Annotated in this window: 22 protein-coding genes; 10 read left to right on the top strand and 12 right to left on the bottom strand. The window is 42.4% G+C overall.

From position 1 onward, the window contains the following. Both ACR2F3_RS06400 and ACR2F3_RS06395 read right to left on the bottom strand, forming a co-directional pair. Positions 1–216, bottom strand: a 216-nt coding sequence (locus ACR2F3_RS06400; RefSeq protein WP_432709148.1) for a hypothetical protein, incomplete at its 3' end; no start/stop codon positions are given. A 22-nt stretch (positions 217–238) separates the two neighbouring features. Next, the gene (locus tag ACR2F3_RS06395; RefSeq protein WP_432709147.1) at positions 239–1,225 is read right to left on the bottom strand and encodes a GlxA family transcriptional regulator; all 987 of its coding nucleotides are present in this window, start codon (positions 1,223–1,225) and stop codon (positions 239–241) included. A 152-nt stretch (positions 1,226–1,377) separates the two neighbouring features. Here ACR2F3_RS06395 and ACR2F3_RS06390 point away from each other — a divergent pair, with 152 nt between their 5' ends. From ACR2F3_RS06390 to ACR2F3_RS06380, 3 genes are all read left to right on the top strand, one after another. Next, positions 1,378–1,920 (top strand): DinB family protein, encoded by a 543-nt coding sequence (locus ACR2F3_RS06390; RefSeq protein ID WP_432709146.1) that lies wholly within the window; start codon positions 1,378–1,380, stop codon positions 1,918–1,920. Further along, positions 1,907–2,329, top strand: coding sequence for a DoxX family protein (locus ACR2F3_RS06385; protein ID WP_432709145.1), 423 nt, complete (start codon positions 1,907–1,909; stop codon positions 2,327–2,329). Before ACR2F3_RS06390 ends, ACR2F3_RS06385 begins: the two co-directional genes overlap by 14 nt. Positions 2,330–2,476: 147 nt before the next feature. After that, entirely contained in the window at positions 2,477–3,454 is a 978-nt protein-coding gene (locus ACR2F3_RS06380) for a 3-keto-disaccharide hydrolase (protein ID WP_432709144.1), read from the top strand. A 184-nt stretch (positions 3,455–3,638) separates the two neighbouring features. Here ACR2F3_RS06380 and ACR2F3_RS06375 read toward each other — a convergent pair whose 3' ends face one another. From ACR2F3_RS06375 to ACR2F3_RS06355, 5 genes are read right to left on the bottom strand one after another with little or no spacing between them, the layout of a single operon-like run. Beyond that, complete coding sequence (locus ACR2F3_RS06375; protein ID WP_432709143.1) at positions 3,639–4,709, bottom strand: hypothetical protein; 1,071 nt, start codon at positions 4,707–4,709, stop codon at positions 3,639–3,641. Continuing rightward, entirely contained in the window at positions 4,687–4,878 is a 192-nt protein-coding gene (locus tag ACR2F3_RS06370) for a hypothetical protein (RefSeq protein WP_432709142.1), read from the bottom strand. Before ACR2F3_RS06370 ends, ACR2F3_RS06375 begins: the two co-directional genes overlap by 23 nt. Positions 4,879–4,896: 18 nt before the next feature. Next, complete coding sequence (locus tag ACR2F3_RS06365) at positions 4,897–5,445, bottom strand: M1 family aminopeptidase (RefSeq protein ID WP_432709141.1); 549 nt, start codon at positions 5,443–5,445, stop codon at positions 4,897–4,899. 55 nt (positions 5,446–5,500) lie between these two features. Beyond that, entirely contained in the window at positions 5,501–5,647 is a 147-nt protein-coding gene (locus tag ACR2F3_RS06360; RefSeq protein WP_432709140.1) for a hypothetical protein, read from the bottom strand. 41 nt (positions 5,648–5,688) lie between these two features. Then, positions 5,689–5,862 (bottom strand): hypothetical protein, encoded by a 174-nt coding sequence (locus ACR2F3_RS06355; RefSeq protein ID WP_432709139.1) that lies wholly within the window; start codon positions 5,860–5,862, stop codon positions 5,689–5,691. Between the two features lie 96 nt (positions 5,863–5,958). On the opposite strand from ACR2F3_RS06355, the gene ACR2F3_RS06350 reads away from it, so the two are divergent. From ACR2F3_RS06350 to ACR2F3_RS06340, 3 genes are all read left to right on the top strand, one after another. After that, positions 5,959–7,290, top strand: coding sequence for a Gfo/Idh/MocA family protein (locus ACR2F3_RS06350; protein ID WP_432709138.1), 1,332 nt, complete (start codon positions 5,959–5,961; stop codon positions 7,288–7,290). 3 nt (positions 7,291–7,293) lie between these two features. Then, positions 7,294–7,965 (top strand): peptidylprolyl isomerase, encoded by a 672-nt coding sequence (locus ACR2F3_RS06345; protein WP_432709137.1) that lies wholly within the window; start codon positions 7,294–7,296, stop codon positions 7,963–7,965. 69 nt (positions 7,966–8,034) lie between these two features. Next, a complete protein-coding gene (locus tag ACR2F3_RS06340; RefSeq protein ID WP_432709136.1) occupies positions 8,035–9,222 on the top strand; it encodes a multiheme c-type cytochrome in 1,188 nt (395 codons plus the stop codon). 9 nt (positions 9,223–9,231) lie between these two features. Here ACR2F3_RS06340 and ACR2F3_RS06335 read toward each other — a convergent pair whose 3' ends face one another. Beyond that, positions 9,232–10,473: a glycosyltransferase gene (locus ACR2F3_RS06335; protein ID WP_432709135.1), complete on the bottom strand. Its 1,242-nt coding sequence runs from the start codon at positions 10,471–10,473 to the stop codon at positions 9,232–9,234. A 62-nt stretch (positions 10,474–10,535) separates the two neighbouring features. On the opposite strand from ACR2F3_RS06335, the gene ACR2F3_RS06330 reads away from it, so the two are divergent. The 4 genes from ACR2F3_RS06330 to ACR2F3_RS06315 all read left to right on the top strand — a co-directional run bounded on the left by ACR2F3_RS06330 (position 10,536) and on the right by ACR2F3_RS06315 (position 14,893). After that, entirely contained in the window at positions 10,536–11,117 is a 582-nt protein-coding gene (locus ACR2F3_RS06330; protein ID WP_432709150.1) for a tRNA-(ms[2]io[6]A)-hydroxylase, read from the top strand. Positions 11,118–11,263: 146 nt separating this feature from the next. Beyond that, positions 11,264–12,199 (top strand): zinc metalloprotease, encoded by a 936-nt coding sequence (locus ACR2F3_RS06325; RefSeq protein WP_432709134.1) that lies wholly within the window; start codon positions 11,264–11,266, stop codon positions 12,197–12,199. Then, positions 12,192–12,500, top strand: coding sequence for a lipocalin family protein (locus tag ACR2F3_RS06320; protein WP_432709133.1), 309 nt, complete (start codon positions 12,192–12,194; stop codon positions 12,498–12,500). The genes ACR2F3_RS06325 and ACR2F3_RS06320 overlap by 8 nt, the downstream gene beginning before the upstream one ends. Before the next feature lie 26 nt (positions 12,501–12,526). Next, positions 12,527–14,893 carry an ATP-binding protein gene (locus ACR2F3_RS06315; RefSeq protein ID WP_432709132.1) on the top strand — a complete coding sequence of 789 codons (2,367 nt, stop codon included), beginning with the start codon at positions 12,527–12,529 and terminating at the stop codon, positions 14,891–14,893. On the opposite strand, the gene ACR2F3_RS06310 is transcribed toward ACR2F3_RS06315, so the two are convergent. The 4 genes from ACR2F3_RS06310 to ACR2F3_RS06295 all read right to left on the bottom strand — a co-directional run. Continuing rightward, the gene (locus ACR2F3_RS06310) at positions 14,890–16,164 is read right to left on the bottom strand and encodes an Hsp70 family protein (protein WP_432709131.1); all 1,275 of its coding nucleotides are present in this window, start codon (positions 16,162–16,164) and stop codon (positions 14,890–14,892) included. The genes ACR2F3_RS06315 and ACR2F3_RS06310 overlap by 4 nt on opposite strands. Before the next feature lie 57 nt (positions 16,165–16,221). Continuing rightward, positions 16,222–17,124 carry a DUF6515 family protein gene (locus ACR2F3_RS06305; protein ID WP_432709130.1) on the bottom strand — a complete coding sequence of 301 codons (903 nt, stop codon included), beginning with the start codon at positions 17,122–17,124 and terminating at the stop codon, positions 16,222–16,224. Positions 17,125–17,337: 213 nt separating this feature from the next. Beyond that, positions 17,338–17,919 carry a DUF481 domain-containing protein gene (locus ACR2F3_RS06300; protein ID WP_432709129.1) on the bottom strand — a complete coding sequence of 194 codons (582 nt, stop codon included), beginning with the start codon at positions 17,917–17,919 and terminating at the stop codon, positions 17,338–17,340. Positions 17,920–17,923: 4 nt separating this feature from the next. After that, positions 17,924–18,034, bottom strand: a 111-nt coding sequence (locus ACR2F3_RS06295; RefSeq protein WP_432709149.1) for an IS3 family transposase, incomplete at its 5' end; no start/stop codon positions are given.

Raw genomic sequence — 18,034 nt, 5'->3', positions numbered from 1 at the left:
GATGCTTACTGGCTGGCTTAAACTTCGCTCAGCAGATTCCATCCATAACTTGTACAATGTGCTTTCTTTTAATCCTGCATTCTTGAGTTGCTCGGCGTAGGATTCATGTGGCGTAGCTTGTTTAAACAGCGTACGCCCTATTTTATTGTTGCACGACCAGCATAACAGGCAGATTGACAGGAGTAACAATCTTGGAAATTGGGTATTGTGCTTCATATGAGCATAAACAAATTTACCGTTAAAAAGTTGGCGTCATCTGCGCGTTATACTTATTCAGATAGTCCATCGGCGTCATATTGGTAATCTTCCGAAAAACATCCCTAAACGCTTTAGGATCACTATAGCCCACATTGTACATCACTTCATTTACTGTCTTTTTACCCATCTCCAGTTCCTTTTTTGCGGCCTCTACTTTAACACGTTGCAGGTATTCCCATACTGTATTTGCAGTGGCTTTTTTGAAACGTCTTTCGAAGGTTCGTCTGCTTAAGGCCATCTGTTCGCATAAACTTTCAATGGTTAGCTTTTCCTGGAAGTTCTTTTCGATATAATCCTGTGCTTTCAGGATGTCACTGTCTTTATGGTTCTTCTGGCCAGAAAATATGGTAAATGGCGACTGGCTATTACGGTCAAGGTCAACCATGAAACCTTTGGCCGCTAGGATCGCGATATCGCGGCCAGCATATTTCTCGATCAGGTAAACAATAAGGTTGGTAAAGGAGTAGGCCCCACCGCTGGTATAAATTCCACCGGCTTCCGTAAGGATTTTATCATCCATTAACAGCACATTCGGGTAGCGCTTTCTGAACTCGTTGGCGTATTGCCAATGGGTAGAGCAACTCTTGCCATCCAGTAGTCCGGTTGAAGCCAGGAAGAAAGAGCCAACACAAAGGCTTACTATTTCTGCACCTGCATGGTATTGATTTACAATCCAGGGAATTAAAGCCGCGTTATTTTCCAGGTTTACTTCAAAATCACCATGGATGGCGGGAATGATTATCAGATCAGTCTTTTCAATGTCGTCTAACAGTAAATCTGCATTAATGGAAAACATGCCGTGCGTTTGAACGGTGCTTTTTTCTGCGGCAGCAAGCTGTATATGAAAGAGCGGCGCTTTACCTTGTTGTTCCAGAAACTCATTAACAAAGGAAAACATTTGGTGTGTGCCAGCGATGTTCACCATGCTGGTATGGCCTTTGGGAATAAGTATGGTTACCTGTTTCATACGTATAGGTTTAGATCAGAATTGGATTTTTTTGGTTAGTTAAAGTTACGTAATAGTACTGTCGTAATCAACCCCCACGATTGCCGTTTTCACATTGTCTATTGAACCAATGTGCTCGTTATCTTTGGGTTGAAGATTTAATAATTACTGTGATGACAAGGACTGAACTATTGCAAGAATTTGATCAGGTTGCTAACCAATTGTTACAACTTTTATCCCCGCTGGATGAGGCGCAACTCAACAGGGTGCCTTTTACTGGCAGCTGGACCGCCGCCCAGGTTGGCGATCATTTGTATAAATCATACGAAATTATGCATATCCTTCATGGACAGGTTGAAGAATGTAACCGTCCACCGGATCAGAAATTGGCGCCGATAAAACAGGCGTTCGAAAATTTGAACATTAAGATGGCAGCTCCAAAAGAAGTTCATCCATCAACGCAGTATCTTGTAAGAGCAGACTTGCTCGATGGACTAAAACAACGTCTGGATCAACAACGAGAAGCATTACTTTCTACCGATTTATCGAAACTCTGCCTGGCATTTGCCATTCCGGAAAACGGCCCGTTTACCCGTTTGGAATGGTTAGGCTTTACCGTTATTCACACCCGGCGGCATTTACACCAACTTGATAACATCATTAAAATAATCAACGAACCCCAAACTATAAATCACTTGAACGATGAAAAAATATAAAATTTATTTCTGGATCAGTACCATTTTCATTGTATTGTTTGAAGGAGTAATGCCTTTATTGTCCTATGATACAGAACTCGCCAGGGAGGGAATCCGCCACCTCGGTTATCCTGCCTATTTCGGAACCGCCCTGGTGGTGTTTAAAGTATTAGGTTCTGTGTTGTTGATTATTCCAAAACTCCCTCCACGTGTTAAAGAATGGACCTATGCAGGGTTTGCGTTCGACTTTGTGTTTGCCAGTATCAGCCATGGCGTGGTTGATGGCATAGGCGGGCAGGCTATATTCCCTTTGGTTATTCTGGCGATTCTAATCGTTTCCTATGTTAATTACCACAGGATGCTGGCCGTTGAAAAGCAGCCTTTCAATAGTTTTAAGGACGATAAAATTCAGTCGCCAGTAAGTGGTTAGCTGGACCATTGCCTGAAAAAAGTAAGTGTTCAAATGGCATCCAGACTGAAGTTAACGCAATTGTTGCATTGATTTAAAGGCTGGAAAGGGCATTTTAGGAGGAATGTTAGAAAAATATGTTCTATCTTGATGGCTTATTTCAATCATATGCAACAAAAATATCTTGTATTCGGTTTAAGTGCTTTGCTCAGCTTTGGAATGGGCAGTACTTTAATGGCGAGCGATAAATCGTCAACTTACCAACTTCAGCAAACGGTAACAGCTAAAGACCTGATCGGCCGCTGGGACATTACCATGGATGAAAACGGAAAAGCCGTACCTTCCTGGCTTGAGGTTAAACTTTCAGGTTCCCGCACCCTGGTTGGTTATTTTGTTGGTGTTTCTGGAAGTGCCAGACCGGTATCCAAGGTAAACTTTGACCAGGGTGAATTTAGTTTCAGCTTGCCTCCACAATGGGAAGGTGGTGACCAGGATTTTGTGATACAAGGTGAATTGAAAGATGGTAAGATCAGTGGCACGTTAGTGACCAGTGAAGGAAAAAAACATACATGGACCGGTGTTCGCGCGCCTTATTTAAAAAGAACCGGGGCTGTGACCTGGGGCCAACCTATCAATTTATTTAACGGAAAAGACCTTAGTGGATGGAAAGCCGCAGGACCAAATCAGTGGGTGGTTAAAAATGGCGTACTGACCAGTCCTAAATCTGGGTCCAACCTTATTTCCGACCAGAAGTTTGATGATTTCAAGTTATACCTGGAGTTTAAATATCCTAAAGGAAGTAACAGTGGTGTGTATTTGAGAGGTAGACATGAATTACAAATAGAAGATAGCGATAAAAATACACATCCGTCCAATGTTTTGTTTGGTGGTATTTACGGATTTCTAACCCCAAGTGAAATAGTAGCACTGGGCCCGGATCAATGGCAAACGATGGAAGTTACCCTGATTGGCAGGATGGTGACTGTAAAAACCAATGGTAAAACCGTAATCAGCAACCAGGAAATTCCCGGTATTACCGGTGGTGCTTTAGATAGCAAGGAAGGTGAACCAGGCCCAATCTATATCCAGGGTGATCATGGTCCAATTGAATTCAGGAAAATTGTAATTACCCCTGCAAAGAAATAACCCCACTTTTGGTTGGGCTTTGCCCAACCAGGCCTGATAAACTGTTGTGGCCAAATCCGTAGCAGTTCAGTACCAACTCCGTACCACGTTCGATAAATGCGTCACGTGATACGGAGTTTTTACGTAGGAGGTAGCCCTACCATTATGTAATCTTATAACCGCTGGTTGAGCCCTGGTCTAGACACTATTCCTGAACCGACGATCTGTGCTTCAACAGCTGTTGTGCCCGGTATAAATGATCGGTGCTTTGCAATATTTTTCCGCGGAGGTTAGGTTTATAATCTGGATGTTGCGCTAAAAAGTCATTAACGATTGTCATCGCTTCCTTGCTCTGGTAACCACCAAAAGTAGTGGAAAGCCATGCTGTTGGAAAGAATATATCTCCTGTTTTCTGGATCTCCGCTAATAGCGCTAAACTTTTCGGCAGGTATTTTATGGAGGTATGCTGCCTCACCGGATGGTGGAGGTAACCCAATGCCGTACCCACCCAGGATTCCTTCTTACGGTTTTCGTGTACATTCAGGCGCTCAAAGAAAGCATCACGTTCTTCTACTCGGGAAGATAAGGCCGGTTTCAAATAGCGCAAGCGGCTTTTGCGGTCTTCATTATCCATCCTGGCAATTTGATGGTCTATAATTGTCGTTGGGGTATCGGTTTTAAGGCTGAGTGTTAAGGCCAATGATATATAATCATCTTCAATAAGTTTTACGCCTGCAGGTGCCTGTTGGGTTTGCCAGATGGTGTAAAGCTTTTGTCCAGCTTGCTTGCTTAAATAGGTGTTTTCAAGGGTATAATACAGAATCTTTTTCTCATTACGCTGTGTTCGCGCTACCATGGCTGTCCACAATTGTTCTTCGAGTATAGTGCTGTAGGTAAACCTTTGTTCAGGGCTAATATAATTCCAGTAGAGGTTGGTAATATAACCGGTTAGCAGCTTAAGGTTGGTTTCCTGTTGCTCTTCTTGAAGGCCCTTGCTAAATATTTTCAGCAGGTCCATAGGTTGGTAGGTTTTTCCTGACAGGGTGTTTTCGTAAACGTTGATATAGGCAGCAGCCCTTTCAAGCGGGCTTTTAAGGGCATACACCGAGTCCATCAGGGCTTTGTTCAGCGGGAAACTGCCATAGCCCGTACCATCTGCATTAAATAAAATGGCCAGAGGTTTTTTCAAACCTTTCATTTCCTTCATGTCAATGCTTTTGCCTTTGATGTTGACCGGGATCATTTCACTCCGGTCAGCGTAAATCAATTTCAGCATAAAATTCTGTGGCCAGTAGCGCGATGGACCCGATTCTGCTTCCTGAGATGACAAAACGGTTGATTTTATTGCGGGAATAATCAGCTTTGTAACCAAATACCGGCCTGCCACTTTGGTTAACCCAGATTTTATTCCACTCATAAAGGTCGTCTTTGGTGTGATTGCTCATGATCGCAATGAGGTCGTTTCAGGTGGCATTTTGATAAGCATATTTTTTCAGGTATTCACGGATTCCTTTTTGGAAAGGCTCGGGCCCCATCAGTTTCTCCAGCTGCATCATCATGATGGGCGCTTTGTGATAAATAATATTCCCATACATGGTGCCCGCATCCTGCAGGTTATCGAGTTGCTGCCTGATAGGGTTGGCACCACGGGTGCGGTCTACACCATAGGCAGCCGGGTAATGGTCTTGCAGAAATCTAAGGTTAAAGGTTGGTGTGCCCATCAGTTTTTCCGTCACTTTATTGGCCATGAAATTTGCGAATACCTCTTTCATCCATACATCATTGAACCATTTCATGGTCACCAAATCGCCAAACCACATGTGTGCTATTTCATGTGAAATGAGGTTAGAACGCGAGATAAACTGGTCTACGGTGGCGCCTTCGCCTAAAAGCAGGCTGGATGCTTTGTAATGTATCACACCGGGATGTTCCATACCACCAAACTGGAAGTCAGGCATGGTAACAAAGCCAATCTTTTGGAACGGATAAGCGATACCGCTCAAGTTTTCCATAAACTGAATGGCATCAAAATGGGCAACGAAAATAGGGTCGACGCTGCGACCTAATTTATCGAGATCCGTTTCGCGGTGAAGGAATGAACAGGTGCTCGGACTTCAATTGCACAGGAATGTTCTTCCCATTAACAGTGATGGTTTTAACCTGTTTTTCGGTGGCTTTGAAATCCAGTTGTAACAGGTCCGGTACTTTGGCCAATTTCAAACGGATGGCTGCTGTTCCATTAATGTCCTCTGTTTTTAAGGCAGGAATATCAAATTAAGCTGGTAATTCAATTGACTGATGTTGTTGCTACGTGCTGTGGCAAGATTTAACGACACACCGGTGTCAACGTGCTGTGTAGCGCCGGTTTGCTGGGCATATATGGTGGCTGGGAGCAGCAGGAGGAAGCAAAAGACATGAAGTGGTTTCATTTGAGTAATAGAAATTTTATATAACAATTTTATGCCGGCCTGAATTTAGGTGAAAAATATTTGTAATTTACTTTTTCAAACCATTGAAATAACCAAATGTTAAACCGAAGAAATTTTATCCGTAACAGCGCAGGGGCTTTAGGAAGCACTGTATTACTTTCCGCACTCGACAATCCGGCATATGCATTATATGAACATACCATAGGTGCTAACGACCAGATTAATATTGGTGTTATTGGCATCAACGGAATGGGTTGGGCTAATTTAAGAGCCGCTATAAAAGTGCCAGGCGTAACCCTGGTGGCTTTGTGTGATTCTGATCAGAATGTAATTGCAAAACGCATGGGTGAACTGAAAGACCTCAATGTGGACGCAACGAAAGTAAAAACTTATAATGATTATCGTCCCTTGCTCGACAGAAAGGATATTGATGCAGTGATTATCGGTACGCCAGATCATTGGCATGCCTTAATGATGATCCATGCCTGTCAGTCGGGGAAAGATGTATATGTAGAAAAACCAGTAGGTAACTCTATAATAGAGTGCAGGACAATGGTTGCTGCACAGCAGAAATACAATAAAGTGGTGCAGGCCGGGCAATGGCAACGCAGCCAGCAACACTTTAAAGATGCGGTCGACTTTGTACAAAGCGGGCAATTAGGCAACATCAGAACAGTAAAAGTATGGTGTTACCAGGGCTGGATGAAACCAGGTCCCGTAGTGCCTGATGCCACGCCACCTACGGGTGTTGACTATGACCTGTGGTTGGGGCCAGCAAAAAAACGTCCTTTTAATGCCAGCAGATACCATTTCAACTTCAGGTGGTTTTGGGATTATGCGGGTGGTTTAATGACAGACTGGGGTGTGCATTTACTTGACTATGGTTTGCTCGGCATGGGTATGCCTGTGCCGAAAACCGTATCTGCCTTAGGTGGACGTTTTGCTTACCCGGATTTGTATGAGGAAACACCGGATACACTTACCACCTTGTATGAGTTTGACAAATTTAACATGGTATGGGATTCAGCAATGGGTATTGACAATGGTTCGTACAACCGCGACCATGGTATTGCCTACATTGGTAACAATGGCACCTTAATTTTGAACCGTGGTGGCTGGGAAGTAATCGAAGAGAGACAAAGTGGTAATAAAGTGAGTAAACCATTTGTCAAAGCATCGGATAACGGATTGGACAACCACATGGTTAATTTCTTCAAATGTATTAGAAGCAGAAAAAAAGACGAGTTAAATTGTTCTATTCAGGCGGGTGCACATGTAGCCACTGTTGCACAGATGGGAAATATTGCCTTTCGCAGCGGAGAAAAATTAACCTGGGATGACCACTCTAAAAATTTCACCAATAAACAGGTGAATGACAAATATTTATTGTCTGAATATCATAATGGGTATCAATTGCCTAAAGTTTAATTCATGAAACGGACCATATTCCTGCTTGCTCTTAATTTTATTGCGCTAAGTGGATTTGCGCAATCCCGGTTTGTTCGCTTACAAACGAATGTAGGTAATATCACTTTGCGTTTATATGACGAAACGCCGAAACACCGTGATGCTTTCCTGCAAAGTATCAACAAAGGTTTGTTTAACGGGGCTGCATTTAATCGGGTGATCAAGGGTTTTGTGAGCCAGGGTGGTGAACTAGATGACGTCATTCTGGAACGTGAGGCGAAACAGCCTGACGTTCCGATATCACGTATTGATGCGGAGCTGGTACCTGAATTGATCCATAAGAAAGGAGCCCTTGGTGCCGGAAGGAATGATAATCCGGAGAAAAGTTCTTATTTCACGCAGATCTACCTGGTGGCGGGCAAACAACATACCGCTGAGCAACTGGAAGCCATTGAAAAAAAGAAGGGATTGAAATTCTCTGCTTTGCAAAAACAAATGTATACCACTATAGGAGGAACGCCACACCTTGATGGCGATTATACGGTGTTTGGCGAGGTAGTAGATGGAATGGATGTGGCTGGTCGCATTAATGCCGTGCCAACAAACAAAGACGATCTTCCATTAAGCGCCATTACCTTTACCCCAAAGGTGCTGTCAAAAAAGGAAGTTGCGGCATTGCTGAAACTACTGCCTTAATCTTGTTATCTTCAGTTGCTTTCCCTACTTTTAGTGGAATATCTTTAACCAAATTTAACCTACGCTCACATGGGTCAACGACGTCTGGTGCTTTTCCTGTTTTTAATGTCGTCGCTGCTGGTGGTGATTGTTCAGTGTACACAGACCAAAGTCAAAGTACCCGATAGCCGGGGACCTGCATATGCAGGCAGTGCCACCTGTGTAAGTTGCCATAAGGCAGTGGGTGATTCCTATGCACACAATGCACATTTTAATACCTCGCGAGCGCTAAACGGTGCTGCAGCCACTGATTCTCTCGGGCTTCCTGAAGGAGAGTTTGTATTTAATGAAAAAACTAAAGTAGGTTTAGAGAAACGCAATAATACTTTTTACCAGGTAGCCTATATTAATGGAAAAGAAGCAAAGGCGGAAAAAATTGATTTTGTGTTTGGCTCAGGACATTCCGCGTACACCTTTGCTTTCTGGTACGACAACCAACTGATGCAGATGCCCCTCAACTACCTGACGCAGGAACACCAGTGGGTAAACAGTCCGGGTTATCCGGAGGAACAGATTTACTTTGGCCGGCCCATCATTGCACGTTGCCTCGAATGCCACAGCTCATCGGTGGACAAAAAATTAATTCAAACGGCCGACCTGAAAATTGAGGAACAGTTTGTTAATGGGTCCTTAATTGCCGGTATTGATTGTGAACGTTGCCATGGGCCTGCGGTGAAACACGTAGAATTTCACCAGGAGAATCCGGAAGTAAAAGAAGCTAAATACATGGTGAACTATAAATCATTGCCCTTAGCCCGCCGGATAGATGCTTGTGGGGTCTGCCACTCCGGGGTAGAACTTCAGTCGCTCACATCCACTTTCACATTTAAACCTGGTGATACCTTAAAGAGTTTGCCGCAATACAGCACTTATACCGGGCAGGACCCGGATGTTCATGGTTACCAGACACAATTACTGGAAGCAAGTGCCTGTTTTAAAGTCGGCAAGACAGAGTGTATCTCCTGCCATGATATCCATGGTGAACAGAAAGTAAGTTTAACGGTTTATTCTAACCAATGTAAAAGTTGCCATGATCAAACACCACATCCTACTTTAGCTGCTAAAGACCGTGCCATCATTGCCGATAATTGTATTGACTGCCATATGCCTAAAAAGGCATCAGGTACCATTGGTTTCCAGGTGAGTAACAGCAAGGATAAAATACCGTATACGGTGAGAACACATCGCATTGCAGTTTACAAGGACCTGGTAAGATAAATACAGCCGTTATTGATGTTTATTTTTTTCCTGAATCCACAAAGACATGTATTTAGTGCTGTTTGCTGTATGGTGCTGTAACAGTTGCCCATAGAAATTCTGTTGCCTGTGCATGGGCAAATTGGCGATTATCTGTTTTATTCTATCAAGGAAAACGGTTGTAAACTTTGTCTTGCTATAACGTTCGTTAATGATCAGACGACCCTGTTCTTGCGCATGTAACCACTGTGCTTTATTTTGGTATAAGGAAGCAGCGTCTTCAAGAAACGTTGTAGGGTCGTCGGTAATGTAACCGTTCCACTCCAGGTCGCCTTTCATGGCTTCGGCACCCATAGTGGTGGTGACGGAGGGCGTGCCGACCTGCATGGCATCAATAAATTTACCCTTTACACCAGCACCAAATTGAATAGGGGCAAGCAGCACCCGGTGTTTAGCCAGGGCTTCACGCCCATCGGCTGCGCGTCCATGTACAAGAAAACGTTCCTTTTCGTTGTGTAGTTGCAGCACTTTCTGGCTGGCATAAGCTCCATAGATATGGAGTTTGGCGCCGGGAACTTTAGTGCGTAACACAGGCCAAACCTGGGTTTTTAGCGTTTGCAGCGTGTGCCAGTTAGGTTCGTGCAGGTAGTTTCCGATAAAAGTAAAACCTTCACGGTCCTCGAAACTGTTCCAGGCCTTTACCCTGTTCTCCGTTAGTTCGTCTTCCAAAAATGGGAGGTAGTATACTATTGCCGGGTCTATACGGAATTGTTGTTCCAGGATATCCATCTCCACCTCGGAGATGATTAGCGAGAGGTCGGCGCGTAAAATTGCAGCAATTTCACGTTTGGCCACATCTGTAAATAAATCAGCGGTGCTTAAAGATTTTGTGGCTTTAACGGCCTGTTGACGGGCATGACGTAAGCAATGAAGGTCTTCCGTGTCTAACACCCTTAACGCATCAGGACATTCCTGCTGCACACGCCAGCCATATTGTTCTTCAATCATAAAACGATCAAACAACACCAGGCTTGGATTAAGGTCTTTAATAAATGTATCAAAACCTGGGTCATTGAGGGTGATCGGTTGTTCGGTTACCCCCAGTTGCGTAAGGTCGTAGCTGAAATCACTTTTGGAAGCAGCAGAGGCAAATGTGACCCTGGCCCCTGCGGAAAGAAACACATGGATGAGCTGGATGATTCTTGTGCCCGCTGCCGATGAACCCGGTTCCGGCCATACCAATCCAATAATCAAGATATTGTTTTCCTTCATTCCTTTAAAGTTTTATGCAAAATAGATGTAATTTTGGCAGTGGAGATTATATTTATCAGCACATGCTTGGATTAAAACTACTAACAGACCCACGTTGGGCCAATATTGCGGAATCAAATTTAGAAGAAATATTGACCGATCATGCCTGGTGCGAACAAAAAGCAGCAACTAATGCTATTACCCTTATTGCCAATAATTCTGAGCACCTAGATTTGGTGGAAGAATTGACTGCCATTGCCATTGAGGAAATGGAGCACTTTCAAATGGTTGTGTCTATTATTAAGCAACGTGGTTATACCCTGGGACGTGAGCGTAAAGACGACTATGTGGGACGCTTAGTGAAATTTAGTAAAAAAGACGGCAGCAGAAACTCAGCTTTTATCGATCGGCTACTTTTTGCAGCGATGATTGAAGCCAGAAGTTGCGAGCGTTTTCGTGTGTTATCGACCAATATTAAAGACGCCGAACTGGCGAAATTCTACCATGAACTGATGGTTTCTGAAGCTGGCCATTACACCACCTTTCTCAATTTTGCACGCAAATACACCATCGATGTGGATGTGGAGAAAAGATGGAAGGAATGGCTGGAGTTTGAAGGGGAGTTAATTCAAAGTTTCGGTAACAGGGAAGCTATTCACGGTTAAAATTAGCTATATTTTTCTTTTACAAAATACCCGTTGTGGCACCATATTCTGGTGCCATTTTTGTGTGCTATCACCGTAATGTAGTGATGTATATTCTTGATTAACAACAGGTGACAGATTTGTGAAATTATTTAACCAATCAGGCGATGGCAGATGGCATAAAAGTTAGAAACTGCGCAACCATGGAGGTGTTTAACCGACAGGTAGAAGCGTTCCCGGAATATAGAAGAGCTCAGGCTTCTATTGAAAACCACATTAATTCCCTTTTAGACCAAAGCAGGTCTTTCCGGCTGAGCGAGCCTGTAAAAATACAGGTAGTTGTGCATGTGGTGTATCACGATGAAACACAAAACATCAGTGAGGAACAGATCAATAGCCAAATAGTGGTGCTAAATGAAGATTTCAGGGCCATGAATCCCGACCGGAGCAAGGTGCCGGAAGTGTGGTCTGGCCTGGTAGCTGATTCGCTCATTGGTTTTGAGCTGGCCAAGGTGGGGCCAAATGGTGAACCTACCAATGGGATTACCCGGACGGAAACTATGGTAGAATCTTTTGGTACAGACGACCAGGTGAAAGACAGCGCCAGGGATGGTATTTCGCCATGGGCAACGGATCGTTACTTGAATATTTGGGTGTGCAGCCTTGGCAACTCGATCCTTGGCTATGCACAGTTTCCAGGTGGGCCTGTGGAAACAGATGGGGTAGTGATAGATTATCGTGCATTTGGAACCATGGGTTCTGCACAGACTCCATTCAATTTAGGCAGGACCGCGACCCATGAAGTGGGTCATTATCTAAATTTGTCGCATATTTTTGGCGAGGGCAGGGGCAGTTCCTGTTCCGACTCTGATTATGTTAAGGATACGCCAAACCAATTGGGGCCAAATTATCAGAAGCCAAGTTTTCCTTCGATATCCTGCGATAATGGACCACACGGCGATATGTTTATGAATTACATGGATTACGTGGACGATGACAGTATGTATATGTTTACTGAAGGGCAGGTAGCCAGGATAAGTGCCACCATGCTTGGCCCCAGGGCTTCACTAATACAGAACGAACGAACTGAAATTTATGAATGATATAGAACTGGAACAACTGAAGCGAAAGTGGACGCATTCTTTTGAAGAGGATAACGACCAGGAACAAGTTTTTCGGCCTTCAGGTTTTGCTTTTAACCGGTCGCGCGGAAGAAACCAATTTGATCTTAAGGAAAATGGGGAAGTGTCAGGGTTTCAACCGGGTAGGAATGATGTTCCAGAGGAAATTACTGGTTCTTGGCATGTTGACGGTGATATTCTAGTAATTGATTTTCATGATGGTAATGAGCAGATATTTCCAATAAAAGAAATTAATGAAGAAAAATTAGTGGTCAAGAAATAAAGCAAATTTTTTCTACTTTTATGCAAATGAAAGTAGAAAAGTTTGCTGCCTTGTTTGTCCTGCTTATCAGTCTAATTACCTGTGGGTTATCGGCTATGACTGTTGCGCCAATAGCCCAAAACGGTACCATTGATTTACGGCAGCAATCGCTCTCAGAAAGTATACTTTTAAACGGGCAATGGAACTTTTATTGGAAGGTATTACTGGATCCTAATTCAACGACTGTTCAAAAGGGAAAATTGGTGGATTTTCCATTCAGGTGGACTGATGAACAAGCCGACGGTACGAAACATCCATCATTTGGTTATGCGACCTACGAGCTCAACGTACTGCTTCCACCAAATTCGGATTCCCTGAGTCTGAAGATACCAGACACCTATAGTGCCTATAAACTTTTTATTAATGGTAAACATGTTTCGTCAAATGGGAAAATTAGTACTACAGCTGATGGATTTGAACCTTATTGGCATCCTAATTTAATTAATATTCCTCCTGGCAAAGACACCTTAAGGCTTACCTTACACATTGCCAACTTTATACATGAAAAGGGCGGTATTTTTCAACCTATTGTTATAGGAAAACAAATGGAGCTTGTTCAGGCAGCTCACCGTTCCAATTCCATTGATTTACTGCTAACGGGTTGCCTGATGATGGCGGGTATCTTTTTTATGAGCCTGTATATGGTTGGCAACCGCGATAAAACTATCCTGCTTTTTGCAATATTTTGTTTATTATTCAGTTACCGCATCATTGGTGTAGATAACTATTTGTTGCATACGGTCTTTCCAGGTGTTAGCTGGTTTATTACTGTACGTCTGGAATATATCACTTTGTTTTCGAGTATAGGGGTTTTTGGCTTGTACACCCGCTTTCTTTACCCTAAGGATGTCAACAAATTGGTTATTGGCTATGTTACCGTTATAAGTTTTTCTTTCTCATTTCTTACACTTATCCTCAGCCCATATTATTTTACGCAGTTGATGACTCCATTTTTACTGGTGGCAACATTTTGCATTTTTTATGTCCCATACGTCTATGCTATTGCTTACAGGCGGAAACGTTCGGGCGCTATTTACACACTAATTAGCGCAATTGCCCTCATGACCATTTTCTCCTTAACCTTACTAAACTATTGGGGATTTATTGAACGTTATCAACTGCTTAGTTTTGGCTGTTACGTTGCCTTTTTCTTTTTGCAGTCGCTCATTCTGTCACATCGTGTATATTCCGATCTGAAACAAGCAAGAGCAGATGCTGAACAAGGCTTATTGGTAAAAAGTGAGTTCTTAAGTACCATGAGTCATGAAATCAGAACGCCATTAAATGCGGTAATAGGGATGAGCCACTTGTTACTCAATAGTAATCCGCGGCCCGACCAAGAGGACTACCTGAAGGTAATGCTGTTCTCGGCCGACAATCTTTTAGTCATTGTAAATGATATCTTAGATTATAATAAGATAGAAGCAGGGAAGATTACTTTTGAACGCCTGGACATGAATGTAGGCAGTATTATAAAACACATCGTATCAGGTTTGAGTGCTACAGCTGCAGATAAAAATATCGACATAAAATTTGAAGTAGATCCGAATTTGAAACACCTGTTAATTGGTGACCCGACGAGATTTACACAAGTATTGGCAAATTTATTGCACAATGCCGTCAAATTTACCGATGCAGGATATGTATCTGTAAATTTGGAGATTGTGGAGCAAAATGAAACTGAAGCTTTACTTAAGGTTACTGTAAAAGATACTGGGATTGGCATTCCCCTAACGAATCAGAAACGTATTTTTGAGCGCTTTACGCAGGCAGACTCTTCCATTTCGAGGAGTTTTGGGGGCACAGGTTTAGGCCTAGCCATTTCAAAACGTATATTGGAGTTGCAGGATTCGTCATTAAAACTGATAAGTGAGGAAGGTCGGGGATCGGAGTTTTATTTTGAGCAGCGCTTTTTAAAGGGTAAAGAAATCGAACGACAGGATGCAGCAAAGCTTGCGCCGGTCGCCATAAAGCCATTAGATGGTGTTACGGTATTGTTAGTAGACGATAACCTGATTAATGTTATGGTGGCTCGTAAATTCCTCGAACAGTGGGGCGCTACAGTTGATACCGCCAAAGATGGGCAAGAGGCGTTAGATCAACTCGACACCAATAAACACCAGGTCATATTGATGGATCTTCATATGCCGGTGATGAATGGTTACGAAGCGTCGAAAAAGATGAGGGAAAACGGTGTTGTATTGCCTATCATCGCTTTGACGGCAAATCTGCCCGAAGAAATTCACCAGATGATAAAAGATGCTGGGATAGACGATCTTGTGGTAAAACCGTTTCTTCCTGATCAACTGTATAAAAAGATTTCCCAGTATCTTTCTTCCGATACACTGGCTTAAATGCTTTCCTCAAATAAATAGTTACTATAGGCAAGACCTTTAGCTACGCTGGTAAAGTTATCGCCTGAGTTTACTTTAATATGGGGGAACTTAGATTTGAACAGGTGCTGTATGGCCCTTACCTGTGAGGTTCCTCCGGTTAAAAACAGGCTGTCGATAGCGGATTCCTGGATGTTATGGCTACTCAAGAAGTGACTAAGGTAATTCTTTATTTTCAGCAGGTCCTTGTCGATAATGCGGTCATATTCTACAATGTCTACATCTTCATTAATTTCAATCCCCATATTATTGTATGTAAAACTGGAGTTATCCTGATCACTCAAAGCTATCTTAGTTTTTTCAATGGCTTGAAATACTGAATAACCAAGATTGTTGTCAATTAAAGTGATCAGGTTTTTGAATTTACGGTCATTTCCGGAAAAGTAGTAATAATCTTCAATTTCCTTTTTTATTTTAATGCCATTGAAGAAATTAATTTTGTCCCAGGTACAGATATTGGCAAATAGAGATTTAGGAACAGTAAGCACTTTACCTGGGGTTGCCTCATACTGCGTATACTTACCAAAATAGGGTGTACATTTTTCCCACATAAATGCAGAGTCAAAGCTATCTCCGCCAATGTAAATACCGCCAGAGGCCACCAGATCTTCTTTGCGGTCAATGTTTCCGGTTTTATCAGGATCTAATACCACATAAGTAAAATCTGTTGTACCACCACCGAGATCGGCAACCAGTACGTGTTCTTTTTTGGTTAACGTTTTTTCATATGTAAAAGCAGCCCCGATAGGTTCAAACTGAAATCGAACCTGGTCAAATCCGGCAAGTTCTGCCGCTTTGTTTAACCGGGTTTGTGCCAGCGTATCTTTTGAAGTATTGTCGTCGTCGAAGAATACGGGGCGTCCGATTACGGCTTTAGTGCAAGATTGCCCAATGAATTCATCGGCCCTGGCTTTAAGTTCCATGAGGATTAATGCAACCAGCTGTGAGGCATTATATCGCTTGTTTTGAATTCGGGTTTCCGTAAAGCTGCTTCTGGAAAGAATTTGTTTGATAGATTTGATAAACCTTCCTTTCATTCCATCTTCAAGGTAGGCAGAAATAGCAGTTTCGCCAACCACATGGTTGGTCGACCCTTCAGTAGCATATTCTTCTGGAAAGTAAAGGAGCGAGGGAATCAATATAGTGGTTAGAATTTCATTCCTCTCTTCATCGTAAATGGATAATGCTGAATTCGTTGTGCCGAAATCAATTCCATATAATATCTTTTTCATCAAAAACTTTTTTTATACTTTGCCGGGCGGCGAAAGTATAAAAAAAAGTTAAGAATGTTATAGGCCTACGACTTTATAAATCACCTTATCGTCGGTAAATACTTTTTCATAGTACACACCGTCGGGTGAAACATAATATTGTGCACCTTTTAAGGAAATTTCAGCGCTACCCTCGGGCAGTTGGTCCACTTCGTCGCCAACTCTAACAGCATCATTAGTGTCATCTGCCGGTACCTGACCATTGGTTGTATTTAAGATGCCGTCTTTTCCTGCAATAACATAAACTGTTTTCCCTTCTGCATTTTCACGGGCCATGTAGTAAACACCTTTGTATTCGTAAAACACCTGACCGTTAACAGTTACCTCCTGAGCTTCTTTTGGTAAGTTTGGCACTTCTGCACCAACCGGAGGCACTACAACTTTGTATTCTTTATCATTTTGCCTGTAAAACAATCCGCCAGAGTAAAAGAATTGGATGTTACCGAAATAGAATGGATAATAACCAAATGGCAATACACTTAAGCTAAACCCAATATATGGCCTGTAGTAGTTATAGAAACGACCGTAGAACGGAGATCTGTATCTGTAAACATAACCTGGTCTGCCATAATAAGGTCTGGAACTAACTGGTCCCCGGTAGTTTGTAGGGCGGCCGGAGTAATTGGGCCTTCTGTTGTTATCAGTGTTATTAGGATTCACCCTGGACCGGTTAAGGTTTTGTACGCCACGGTTGTGGTTCCGTTGAATGTTACTAGGTGGTGCTGAGCGGTCGGCGTTGCCTCGAAAGGAGCGTGGCTGATATGGTGTGATGCTTCTGGATGGGGCAGGACGGCTAATTGAACTGCCACCGCCACCGTTACTGCTACGACCTCTTTGTGCAAAAATATCCTGAATAGTTGTACTGCTTATTAAAAGCACAGCAGCTATACTACTTAATGTTTTTAGTTTTAAGATGTTCATCAGTTGATGTATTTTGGTTTTCAATTATATACGTACCTATATGACTATAACTGTAGTGATTGGATTAATGCTAAAGTTAAGCTTACATTTTAATGATGAATTAAAAATACTTGTCGATGGTTAATCCATAAGTGAAATTAAAATTTTCACTGTTTGTGATGTTCATTTTATTGTAATTAAAAGCTGTGGTTAAGCTTATCCATTTGCGTATTTTTATGCCCAGGCTGTATTAGAGCGAATGATGTAATCGTGACGGTTGCCGAATGCGCTTTGTATGAAATTACTGCCGTCGATGGAAATAGTTTCTTTAATAGCAAAGTGAAACTGGAAGCGGAAGGAGTTTCGATAGGTATCATATATCTGGTCAGCTAACAAGTTACTTTTGTCGTAGAGTAGGCCGTTGCTCATATTAATATAAGTATTTTCCTTATCTATAATGCTATAGGCTATGCCCAATCCGGCAAGTAACTGGTGATTGATTTTAAGCGAGAAACTGGTATTGTAATTAAGTAGCCCCCAATAATAGAAGTCCTTGAAGCTTTTATACAGGTTAAAATTCAAGGTAGAAGAAAAATCGTTGTTGCTAACTTCATTGTTCTGCTTACCATATAACCAGGTATTGCTGGTATTAAGAACAATAGTCTTTTTTTTAAGACCGAAGTTTAAAGAATTGTTTAACAGGTATGCCCTAGTGTCATTTGTTTTATTAATTGATCCGGTGGATGAGAGTAGGATATGGTAATTGGTGCTATCGGAGTACTGTGCACTATGGAATTGCAACAATAAAGTAGACATTCGGTTAAGCTGCAATATTTTGTTTGTTTAAGTTTTTTCCAAATTCTTCTGGGGACAAGTACCCCAGTGTAGAATGCAGTCTTTTTCGGTTATACCAAGTTTCAATGTATTCAAA

The sequence above is a fragment of the Pedobacter sp. genome (assembly GCF_045627485.1).
Lineage (GTDB): Bacteria > Bacteroidota > Bacteroidia > Sphingobacteriales > Sphingobacteriaceae > Pedobacter.
Note: the sequence above shows the minus strand (reverse complement) of the source record. Positions and strands in the feature narration are given on the sequence as shown.